The sequence below is a fragment of the Pleionea litopenaei genome (assembly GCF_031198435.1).
Classification (GTDB): Bacteria; Pseudomonadota; Gammaproteobacteria; order Enterobacterales; family Kangiellaceae; genus Pleionea; species Pleionea litopenaei.
The window spans coordinates 4,311,856-4,324,490 of the sequence record NZ_CP133548.1; the positions used below are offsets into that span (position 1 = coordinate 4,311,856).

2 protein-coding genes are annotated in these 12,635 nt (G+C 51.7%); both read left to right on the forward strand.

Annotated features, from left to right (window positions below; all coding sequences use genetic code 11):
* Positions 1-12: 12 nt before the first annotated feature.
* The gene (locus Q9312_RS19120; protein ID WP_309202460.1) at positions 13-900 is read left to right on the forward strand and encodes a condensation domain-containing protein; all 888 of its coding nucleotides are present in this window, start codon (positions 13-15) and stop codon (positions 898-900) included.
* The gene (locus tag Q9312_RS19125) at positions 864-12,635 is read left to right on the forward strand and encodes a non-ribosomal peptide synthetase (RefSeq protein WP_309202461.1); all 11,772 of its coding nucleotides are present in this window, start codon (positions 864-866) and stop codon (positions 12,633-12,635) included. Before Q9312_RS19120 ends, Q9312_RS19125 begins: the two co-directional genes overlap by 37 nt.

Genomic DNA, 12,635 nt, shown 5'->3' on the forward strand with positions numbered 1-12,635 from the left:
ATTGGATTGAATATGTCTCAAGATTTAGAAAATAAGTTAGCGCTTACGCTAACTCAATCAGACATCTATTATGATCAACTGCATAATAAAAATAGTCCTCTATATAATATAGGTGGCTATATTTGTTGTGGATCGGTTGATGTTAGTCGTATGCAACAAGCCTATCGAACGTTGGTAAGTAATCATGATGCATTTGGTATTCGTATTATTAGCAAAAATAATGACGTATATCAGTTTATTTCAAATGAACGCGACGTTACTTTGCCGATCATTGACTTTAGTCATGAGGACAATCCGGAGCAGTCTGCGCGGGTGTGGATAGATAACTTATTTGAAACTCCAATAGAATTTGAAAATACTCAGATTTGCAAAGGGTTCTTACTAAAAATAAATGAGCAGGACTTTAGATATTTAGGATTTGCACATCATTTAGCAATGGACGGTTGGGGTTTTACCAATTTATCACATTGTCTAGCGGATTATTACAACTCAGGGAGTGCGGACGAAGTAGTAACTGGTTGGAACGATGTTGTTTTAAAAGATATTAGTTATCGAGAAAGTAATCGATATCAAAAAGACGCAGAATACTGGTCTAGTCGTTTCTCTAATCTCCCTAAAGCAATGTTAACGCCTTATTATGAAGGCGTCTACCACTCAACCGAACATGTAAGAAGTAAACGTTCCCGTAGCTATATTAATCGGTCTTTGTTTAATGCTATTGAACAGTTTTGTCGATCTGAGAATGCCTCTTCTGCACAGTATTTTCTCGCGATACTTTGCGTGTATTTTTCGCGAGTGACTGGTCATTCTAATTTATCGTTTGGAATTCCTACTCATAAACGAACGGATAAGTTGCAAAAAAAATGCTCGGCGTTTTTGCGAGCGTCAATCCATTTTTAGTCGATGTTGATCCTAGTGCCGACTTTAACTCGTTATTACGTAAAATCTCAAGGTTGCAGAAAGCAGATTTTAGACATCAAAAATATCCGATAGGTGCTATTATTCGGGATGTAAAGAGTAATAAGAAATCACGTTTATACGATGTTGTATTTAATTACTTAAAAACAGATTACAGCGACCTCTATTTTGGTACTCATAACGCAGAGGTTATTTACTCCAGTCATAATCATGACCCGGTTCCTCTTACATTTACCATTTGGGATGGGGATAGTGATGATATAGAAATTCAGTTAGATTTCAACATGGCTTATTTTAACGCCGACGAAATCGATGCACTGACCGACAGATTTCACTTTTTGTTTCAACACGCGTTAGAAAATCATGCGCTTCCCATTCAAGAACTATCAATTATTACGCAGCAGGAATTTGAAAAATATTCATTGCCTAGCGTAAGCGTTAAAGCAACGTTTTTACAATCTTGGTCAGAGCAAGTCAATGCCCGCAATACGCAGGTAGCGGTTCGCAGTGGCGATGAGTCTTGGTGTTACGGTGAGCTAGAAGAGCAAGCGAATCGAGTGGCGAACTGGCTCAGTGCACAGGGTGTGCAAAAAGGCGATGTGATAGGAGTGTGTTTAGAGCGCAGCTTACCTTTAATGAGCCATTTGTTGGGTTGCCTAAAAGTCGGTGCGGCGTATTTGCCGCTGGATCCCAGTTACCCCGAACAACGCTTGCAGTACATGTTAAGCGATAGCCAAGCGCAATGGGTGTTGGTTGATGACGAGCATCCGGCATTTAAGCGTGAGGGCGTCAAGGTGTTCAATATTGCGTCGACGGATTATCAAGCGGCGTTATTTGCAAGTGCATCTGAGTATCGTACCGAGGTAAAGGCAGGCGATTTGGCTTACCTGATTTACACGTCCGGCTCAACGGGCCAGCCGAAAGGTGTGATGGTGAGTCATGGCAACGTAGCGAACTTTTTAATGAGCATGCAAGAGCAACCCGGTTGCCAAGTCGGAGATCGTTTATTGGCGGTGACACCGATCAGCTTCGACATTCATGTATTGGAATTATTTTTACCGTTGATAAGTGGTGCGGAAGTGGTGCTGTGTCGTCGAGAAGACAGTGTCGATGGAGCGCGTTTGTCGGCACAGTTAGCGGAGCATGAAATCACGATGATGCAAGCGACCCCGATGACTTGGCGGTTGTTGCTCGACAGCGGAGAGTGGCCCACAGGGGTTATTTTGAAGGCGTTGTGTGGTGGAGAACGTTTAGCGGAGGATTTAGCGAGTCGTTTGTTAGAGCGAGTGGATTCGCTATGGAATATGTATGGACCGACGGAAACGACGGTGTGGTCGACCTGCGCGCGGCTGACGAATGAAGGTGTGAGCATCGGTTATCCGATAGCGAATACGCAATGCTATGTGTTGAGTGAGTCGAGAGAGCTGTTACCGCGAGGCGTCAGTGGAGAGTTGTATATAGGCGGAGCGGGTGTAACGCAGGGATATTGGCAGCGAGAAGCGTTAACGGCGGAGCGTTATTGTGACAATCCGTTTGTAGAAGATGGACAAGAACGGATGTATCGAACGGGCGATCGAGTGCGATATTTGGCGGACGGACGTTTGCACTATGAAGGTCGAGTGGATGAGCAGGTCAAGCTGCGAGGGCAGCGAATAGAGCCGGGAGAAATCGAAAGCGTTTTAGTCGAGCATGAAGGGTTACGATCAGCGGTGGTAACGATTCAATCGGGAGCGGGAGAGGATGATGGTCGCTTGGTGGCCTATGTGGTCTTGGCTGACAAAGAGGCGTTGTTAGACGAGGGAGAGTTAGCGGAGCGATTGCGTGACTATTTAGAGCCCCGTTTACCACTGCATCTGATCCCGAGTGCTTATGCGGTGTTAGAGGCTTTGCCCTTAACGCCGAATGGCAAGGTAGATAAACGAGCGTTGCCGGCCATCGCGGTAACGGCGGAGTCAGATTATGTAGCGCCCAGTGGTGCGACAGAAACGGAGCTGGCAACACTCTGGGCGACGTTATTGCAACGGCCGGTTGAGAGCATCAGCGCGACGGCCAACTTTTTTGAGTTAGGTGGCCACTCTTTGCTCGCGGTGCAGCTGGCCAACGGCGTTGAAGACTCGTTGCATCGACAGTTATCGATTCGTCATATTTTTGAACACCCTGAACTGCGCAGGTTAGCGCAATTTATTACGTCGTCGGCGCCAGCGTCGTCCAGTCAGGCGATCCCCGCGGTTACTTCAGAGCACAGCGCAGCACCGTTATCGTATGCGCAGCAACGACTTTGGTTAATCGATCAACTGCAAGGCAACAGCGCGGAGTACAACATGCCAGCGGCGCTGCGATTAAAGGGAACCTTCGATCGTGAGATAGCGCAAGGGGCCGTACAAGCGATCATGCAACGACATCGGATTTTGCGCAGTGGTTATCGAGCGAGTGGAGAGGGTGCCGAGCAGTACGTGCGGCCGGAAGGGTCATGGGTGTTGTCTTACCACGACTTGCGTGGAGAGTTGAGAGAAGAGCAACCGCAGCGACTGAAGCAATTGTTAAGCGCGGAAATGGAAACGCCGTTTGATTTAACGCGAGACCTGCCGGTTCGAGTGAGTTACGTGCAGCTCAGTGATGAAGAGGAAGACGCGAGCGGTGTGTTGTTGTTTACCTTGCATCACATAGCGGCGGATGGCTGGTCAGTACGGCTATTGATTGAAGAGTTTATGGCGTATTACGCAGCGGGAGTGACGGGTGCGCCGGCGGCCTTAAGGCCATTGTCGGTGCAGTACAGTGATTACGCGGTGTGGCAACGAACGACACACACAGACTCTGCTTTAGCGGAGTCATTGGGGTATTGGACAAAGCAATTAGCGGGAGTCCCTCAAGCCCACAACGTACCCTTGGACCGTCCTCGACCGAGTCATAAACAGTATCAAGGAGGGGTGTACCGGACGGCGCTAAGCGCAGCGTTGCTGTCGAACGTGCAGGCGTTAGCGCATACGCATCAGATGACGTTGTTTATGGTGCTGCACGGTGTTGTGAATTTAGTGTTGGCCCGCCACAGCAATGAGCGTGAAGTCATCATAGGAACACCGGTTGCCAACCGAATGCGCGCCGAGTTAGCGCCGTTGATCGGTTGCTTTGTGAATACCTTAGTGCTCAGAGGGCGCACGGATTTCGCATCAGTGACGGAGTATTTTGAGCATATACGGCAAGTGAACTTGGATGCACAGATGCATCAAGATGTGCCGTTTGAGCAGCTGCTGGAGCAGTGCTCGGTAGAACGGAGTTTACAGCACACACCATTGTTCCAATTAATGTTGCGGCTAGAAGAGGATGAGCTGTCGAAGCTGACGTTGCCAGGCCTATCCATTACGCCCGTGGCGTTAGAGCAAACCATGGCCAAGTTTGACTTGGATATTAACGTTCGTCTGTTGTCGGAAGGCGCGGAGTTTGAATGGCATTACGATGAGTCGATTTTAACGGCTGAGCATGTGGCTCAGTTAAGCAGCGATGTGATGACGCTGTTGCAGCAAGTCGTGCAGCAGCCAAACGCGAAACTCGCGGAGTTATCGATGTTGTCGGCTCAAGCGGAAGCGGAGTTGATGGCCTTAGGACGTGGTGCGCCGTTGCCATCGTCGGCGGGAGAGCGTTGTTTGCATCAGTGGGTAGAAGCGCAAGTGGCTGCGCACCCTGAACGAATAGCGGTGCGCTGTGCGAGTCAATCACTGACTTATCAGCAATTGAATGCGGCGGCCAATCGCTTAGCTCATTATCTGCGAGCCGAAGGGGTGGATGTGGAAACGCCCGTGGGGATCAGTTTGACGCGAACATCGCAGATGGTGGTTGCGTTATTGGGTGTCTTAAAAGCAGGAGGGAGTTACGTTGCATTAGATCCCAATTATCCGTCGGAGCGCTTAGCGTACATCGTGGAGGATACGGAGTTATCCCATGTGCTGTGTGAACGTAAAGTGGAGCATCAGGTTGCTTGGCCGAGGGGTGTAAAGCTGCACTTATTGGATGAGTTGGGAGAGCGTTTAGCGGAGCAGTCAGACAGTGCGTTAGAGGTAGCGGTTCAGCCGGAGCATTTAGCGTATTTAATTTACACCTCAGGCTCAACGGGTCGTCCGAAGGGCGTGATGATTGAACATCGCAGTGCCAGTAGTTTGCTGGCGTGGTCGCAAGATTATTACCGAGCGGATGAGATGAAAGAAGTCTTGGCGAGCACATCGTTGAACTTCGACTTGTCGGTGTTTGAGGTGTTCGCGCCGTTGAGTGTGGGTGGCAGTTGTCGCGTCGTGGATTCGATTTTGAGCGTGTTGGAGGACGATTATTCAAGCGTGAGTTTAATCAACACGGTGCCGTCGGGAATGGAAGCGCTGGTGCGAGCGGAGCGAGTACCCGCGACAGTCCAGACCATTAATTTAGCGGGAGAGCCGTTATCAGGACGTTTAGTCAATGAGCTATTAGCGCAGGGCTCCGTGAAGCGAGTCGTGAACTTGTACGGTCCTTCGGAAGATACGACCTATTCGACGGTGAAGGCGTTTGAGTCGGAGCAGGCGACGGCCCCGAGTATAGGTCGAGCGGTGAGTGGGACGCACTTATATGTGTTGGATAAAGACGGTCAATTAGCCCCGAGAGGTGTGATCGGCGAGCTGTACATAGGGGGCGCAGGGTTAGCGCGAGGTTATTTAAATCAGCCGAGTTTAACGAACGAGCGATTCATCTCGGCGGCGTTTACGGCGGGCGCGGGAAGCCGTTTGTATCGAACCGGAGATTGGGTGCGTTATAACAACGAGGGCGATTTGGAGTTTCTGGGTCGTGCCGATGAGCAGGTTAAGATCCGAGGGTTTCGGGTCGAGCTTGGCGAAGTACAGCATCAATTATTGTCGTGTGCGGTGGTGAGTGACGGCGTGGTGATAGCGCAAGAGGGACACTTGGTTGCGTATGTAGTGTTGGCAGAAGGCGCAGACGAAGTGCGTGTGCGCGAGTACATGAAGCAGCGACTACCGGATTATATGCAACCGTCGCGTTACGGTGTCTTAGAGGCTTTGCCCTTAACGCCGAATGGCAAGGTAGATAAACGAGCGTTGCCGGCCATCACGGTAACGGCGGAGTCAGATTATGTAGCGCCCAGTGGTGCGACAGAAACGGAGCTGGCAACACTCTGGGCGACGTTATTGCAACGGCCGGTTGAGAGCATCAGCGCGACGGCCAACTTTTTTGAGCTAGGTGGCCACTCTTTGCTCGCGGTACAGCTGGCCAACGGCGTTGAAGACTCGTTGCATCGACAGTTATCGATTCGTCATATTTTTGAACACCCTGAACTGCGCAGGTTAGCGCAATTTATTACGTCGTCGGCGCCAGCGTCGTCCAGTCAGGCGATCCCCGCGGTTACTTCAGAGCACAGTGCAGCACCGTTATCGTATGCGCAGCAACGACTTTGGTTAATCGATCAACTGCAAGGCAACAGCGCGGAGTACAACATGCCAGCCGCGCTGCGATTAAAGGGAACCTTCGATCGTGAGATAGCGCAAGGGGCCATACAAGCGATCATGCAACGACACCGGATTTTGCGCAGTGGTTATCGAGCGAGTGGAGAGGGTGCCGAGCAGTACGTGCGGTCGGAAGGGTCATGGGTGTTGTCTTACCACGACTTGCGTGGAGAGTTGAGAGAAGAGCAACCGCAGCGACTGAAGCAATTGTTGAGCGTGGAAATGGAAACGCCGTTTGATTTAACGCGAGACCTGCCGGTTCGAGTGAGTTACGTGCAGCTCAGTGATGAAGAGGAAGACGCGAGCGGTGTGTTGTTGTTTACCTTGCATCACATAGCGGCGGATGGCTGGTCAGTACGGCTATTGATTGAAGAGTTTATGGCGTATTACGCAGCGGGAGTGACGGGTGCGCCGGCGGCCTTAAGGCCATTGTCGGTGCAGTACAGTGATTACGCGGTGTGGCAACGAACGACACACACAGACTCTGCTTTAGCGGAGTCATTGGGGTATTGGACAAAGCAATTAGCGGGAGTCCCTCAAGCCCACAATGTACCCTTGGACCGTCCTCGACCGAGTCATAAACAGTATCAAGGAGGGGTGTACCGGACGGCGCTAAGCGCAGCGTTGCTGTCGAACGTGCAGGCGTTAGCGCATACGCATCAGATGACGTTGTTTATGGTGCTGCACGGTGTTGTGAATTTAGTGTTGGCCCGCCACAGCAATGAGCGTGAAGTCATCATAGGAACACCGGTTGCCAACCGAATGCGCGCCGAGTTAGCGCCGTTGATCGGTTGCTTTGTGAATACCTTAGTGCTCAGAGGGCGCACGGATTTCGCATCAGTGACGGAGTATTTTGAGCATATACGGCAAGTGAACTTGGATGCACAGATGCATCAAGATGTGCCGTTTGAGCAGCTGCTGGAGCAGTGCTCGGTAGAGCGGAGTTTACAGCACACACCATTGTTCCAATTAATGTTGCGGCTAGAAGAGGATGAGCTGTCGAAGCTGACGTTGCCAGGCCTATCCGTTACGCCCGTGGCGTTAGAGCAAACCATGGCCAAGTTTGACTTGGATATTAACGTTCGTCTGTTGTCGGAAGGCGCGGAGTTTGAATGGCATTACGATGAGTCGATTTTAACGGCTGAGCATGTGGCTCAGTTAAGCAGCGATGTGATGACGCTGTTGCAGCAAGTCGTGCAGCAGCCAAACGCGAAACTCGCGGAGTTATCGATGTTGTCGGCTCAAGCGGAAGCGGAGTTGATGGCCTTAGGACGTGGTGCGCCGTTGCCATCGTCGGCGGGAGAGCGTTGTTTGCATCAGTGGGTAGAAGCGCAAGTGGCTGCGCACCCTGAACGAATAGCGGTGCGTTGTGCGAGTCAATCACTGACTTATCAGCAATTGAATGCGGCGGCCAATCGCTTAGCTCATTATCTGCGAGCCGAAGGAGTGGATGTGGAAACGCCCGTGGGGATCAGTTTGACGCGAACATCGCAGATGGTGGTTGCGTTATTGGGTGTCTTAAAAGCAGGAGGGAGTTACGTCGCATTAGATCCCAATTATCCGTCGGAGCGCTTAGCGTACATCGTGGAGGATACGGAGTTATCCCATGTGCTGTGTGAACGTAAAGTGGAGCATCAGGTTGCTTGGCCGAGGGGTGTAAAGCTGCACTTATTGGATGAGTTGGGGGAGCGTTTAGCGGAGCAGTCAGACAGTGCGTTAGAGGTAGCGGTTCAGCCGGAGCATTTAGCGTATTTAATTTACACCTCAGGCTCAACGGGTCGTCCGAAGGGCGTGATGATTGAACATCGCAGTGCCAGTAGTTTGCTGGCGTGGTCGCAAGATTATTACCGAGCGGACGAGATGAAAGAAGTCTTGGCGAGCACATCGTTGAACTTCGACTTGTCGGTGTTTGAGGTGTTCGCGCCGTTGAGTGTGGGTGGCAGTTGTCGCGTCGTGGATTCGATTTTGAGCGTGTTGGAGGACGATTATTCAAGCGTGAGTTTAATCAACACGGTGCCGTCGGGAATGGAAGCGTTGGTGCGAGCGGAGCGAGTACCCGCGACAGTCCAGACCATTAATTTAGCGGGAGAGCCGTTATCAGGACGTTTAGTCAATGAGCTATTAGCGCAGGGCTCCGTGAAGCGAGTCGTGAACTTGTACGGTCCTTCGGAAGATACGACCTATTCGACGGTGAAGGCGTTTGAGTCGGAGCAGGCGACGGCCCCGAGTATAGGTCGAGCGGTGAGTGGGACGCACTTATATGTGTTGGATAAAGACGGTCAATTAGCCCCGAGAGGTGTGATCGGCGAGCTGTACATAGGGGGCGCAGGGTTAGCGCGAGGTTATTTAAATCAGCCGAGTTTAACGAACGAGCGATTCATCTCGGCGGCGTTTACGGCGGGCGCGGGAAGCCGTTTGTATCGAACCGGAGATTGGGTGCGTTATAACAACGAGGGCGATTTGGAGTTTCTGGGTCGTGCCGATGAGCAGGTTAAGATCCGAGGGTTTCGGGTCGAGCTTGGCGAAGTGCAGCACCAATTATTGTCGTGTGCGGTGGTGAGTGACGGCGTGGTGATAGCGCAAGAGGGACACTTGGTTGCGTATGTAGTGTTGGCAGAAGGCGCAGACGAAGTGCGTGTGCGCGAGTACATGAAGCAGCGACTACCGGATTATATGCAACCGTCGCGTTACGGTGTCTTAGAGGCTTTGCCCTTAACGCCGAATGGCAAGGTAGATAAACGAGCGTTGCCGGCCATCGCGGTAACGGCGGAGTCAGATTATGTAGCGCCCAGTGGTGCGACAGAAACGGAGCTGGCAACACTCTGGGCGACGTTATTGCAACGGCCGGTTGAGAGCATCAGCGCGACGGCCAACTTTTTTGAGCTAGGTGGCCACTCTTTGCTCGCGGTACAGCTGGCTAACGGCGTTGAAGATTCGCTGAATCGTCAGTTATCGATTCGTCATATTTTTGAACACCCTGAACTGCGCAGGTTAGCGCAATTTATTACGTCGTCGGCGCCAGCGTCGTCCAGTCAGGCGATCCCCGCGGTTACTTCAGAGCACAGCGCCGCACCGTTATCGTATGCGCAGCAACGACTTTGGTTAATCGATCAACTGCAAGGCAACAGCGCGGAGTACAACATGCCAGCGGCGCTGCGATTAAAGGGAACCTTCGATCGTGAGATAGCGCAAGGGGCCATACAAGCGATCATGCAACGACATCGGATTTTGCGCAGTGGTTATCGAGCGAGTGGAGAGGGTGCCGAGCAGTACGTGCGGTCGGAAGGGTCATGGGTGTTGTCTTACCACGACTTGCGTGGAGAGTTGAGAGAAGAGCAACCGCAGCGACTGAAGCAATTGTTAAGCGCGGAAATGGAAACGCCGTTTGATTTAACGCGAGACCTGCCGGTTCGAGTGAGTTACGTGCAGCTCAGTGATGAAGAGGAAGACGCGAGCGGTGTGTTGTTGTTTACCTTGCATCACATAGCGGCGGATGGCTGGTCAGTACGGCTATTGATTGAAGAGTTTATGGCGTATTACGCAGCGGGAGTGACGGGTGCGCCGGCGGCCTTAAGGCCATTGTCGGTGCAGTACAGTGATTACGCGGTGTGGCAACGAACGACACACACAGACTCTGCTTTAGCGGAGTCATTGGGGTATTGGACAAAGCAATTAGCGGGAGTCCCTCAAGCCCACAACGTACCCTTGGACCGTCCTCGACCGAGTCATAAACAGTATCAAGGAGGGGTGTACCGGACGGCGCTAAGCGCAGCGTTGCTGTCGAACGTGCAGGCGTTAGCGCATACGCATCAGATGACGTTGTTTATGGTGCTGCACGGTGTTGTGAATTTAGTGTTGGCCCGCCACAGCAATGAGCGTGAAGTCATCATAGGAACACCGGTTGCCAACCGAATGCGCGCCGAGTTAGCGCCGTTGATCGGTTGCTTTGTGAATACCTTAGTGCTCAGAGGGCGCACGGATTTCGCATCAGTGACGGAGTATTTTGAGCATATACGGCAAGTGAACTTGGATGCACAGATGCATCAAGATGTGCCGTTTGAGCAGCTGCTGGAGCAGTGCTCGGTAGAGCGGAGTTTACAGCACACACCATTGTTCCAATTAATGTTGCGGCTAGAAGAGGATGAGCTGTCGAAGCTGACGTTGCCAGGCCTATCCATTACGCCCGTGGCGTTAGAGCAAACCATGGCCAAGTTTGACTTGGATATTAACGTTCGTCTGTTGTCGGAAGGCGCGGAGTTTGAATGGCATTACGATGAGTCGATTTTAACGGCTGAGCATGTGGCTCAGTTAAGCAGCGATGTGATGACGCTGTTGCAGCAAGTCGTGCAGCAGCCAAACGCGAAACTCGCGGAGTTATCGATGTTGTCGGCTCAAGCGGAAGCGGAGTTGATGGCCTTAGGACGTGGTGCGCCGTTGCCATCGTCGGCGGGAGAGCGTTGTTTGCATCAGTGGGTAGAAGCGCAAGTGGCTGCGCACCCTGAACGAATAGCGGTGCGCTGTGCGAGTCAATCACTGACTTATCAGCAATTGAATGCGGCGGCCAATCGCTTAGCTCATTATCTGCGAGCCGAAGGGGTGGATGTGGAAACGCCCGTGGGGATCAGTTTGACGCGAACATCGCAGATGGTGGTTGCGTTATTGGGTGTCTTAAAAGCAGGAGGGAGTTACGTTGCATTAGATCCCAATTATCCGTCGGAGCGCTTAGCGTACATCGTGGAGGATACGGAGTTATCCCATGTGCTGTGTGAACGTAAAGTGGAGCATCAGGTTGCTTGGCCGAGGGGTGTAAAGCTGCACTTATTGGATGAGTTGGGGGAGCGTTTAGCGGAGCAGTCAGACAGTGCGTTAGAGGTAGCGGTTCAGCCGGAGCATTTAGCGTATTTAATTTACACCTCAGGCTCAACGGGTCGTCCGAAGGGCGTGATGATTGAACATCGCAGTGCCAGTAGTTTGCTGGCGTGGTCGCAAGATTATTACCGAGCGGACGAGATGAAAGAAGTCTTGGCGAGCACATCGTTGAACTTCGACTTGTCTGTGTTTGAGGTGTTCGCGCCGTTGAGTGTGGGTGGCAGTTGTCGCGTCGTGGATTCGATTTTGAGCGTGTTGGAGGATGATTATTCAAGCGTGAGTTTAATCAACACGGTGCCGTCGGGAATGGAAGCGCTGGTGCGAGCGGAGCGAGTACCCGCGACAGTCCAGACCATTAATTTAGCGGGAGAGCCGTTATCAGGACGTTTAGTCAATGAGCTATTAGCGCAGGGCTCCGTGAAGCGAGTCGTGAACTTGTACGGTCCTTCGGAAGATACGACCTATTCGACGGTGAAGGCGTTTGAGTCGGAGCAGGCGACGGCCCCGAGTATAGGTCGAGCGGTGAGTGGGACGCACTTATATGTGTTGGATAAAGACGGTCAATTAGCCCCGAGAGGTGTGATCGGCGAGCTGTACATAGGGGGCGCAGGGTTAGCGCGAGGTTATTTAAATCAGCCGAGTTTAACGAACGAGCGATTTATCTCGGCGGCGTTTACGGCGGGCGCGGGAAGCCGTTTGTATCGAACCGGAGATTGGGTGCGTTATAACACCGAGGGCGATTTGGAGTTTCTGGGTCGTGCCGATGAGCAGGTTAAGATCCGAGGGTTTCGGGTCGAGCTTGGCGAAGTACAGCACCAATTATTGTCGTGTGCGGTGGTGAGTGACGGCGTGGTGATAGCGCAAGAGGGACACTTGGTTGCGTATGTAGTGTTGGCAGAAGGCGCAGATGAAGTGCGTGTGCGCGAGTACATGAAGCAGCGACTACCGGATTATATGCAACCGTCGCGTTACGGTGTCTTAGAGGCTTTGCCCTTAACGCCGAATGGCAAGGTAGATAAACGAGCGTTGCCGGCCATCACGGTAACGGCTGAGTCAGATTATGTAGCGCCCAGTGGTGCGACAGAAACGGAGCTGGCAACACTCTGGGCGACGTTATTGCAACGGCCGGTTGAGAGCATCAGCGCGACGGCCAACTTCTTTGAGTTAGGTGGCCACTCTTTGCTCGCGGTGCAGGTATCAAAGACCATTTATGATCATTTCAAAGTAAATATTTCTTTAAAAGAACTCTTTGACTTTCAAAATATTAAAGATCTCGGGACACATCTTGATTACTTAATGCTGCTAAAAAATCGGATAGAAAGTAATGAGCTAGATAACCAAGATAGCCTCGAAGAAATTGAGTGGTAA

Excerpts from the sequence above, each read along its gene's own strand:
- Q9312_RS19125 (WP_309202461.1), top strand. The coding sequence starts at position 864 with ATGCTCGGCGTTTTTGCGAGCGTCAATCCATTTTTAGTCGATGTTGAT.
- Q9312_RS19120 (WP_309202460.1), top strand. The coding sequence starts at position 13 with ATGTCTCAAGATTTAGAAAATAAGTTAGCGCTTACGCTAACTCAATCA.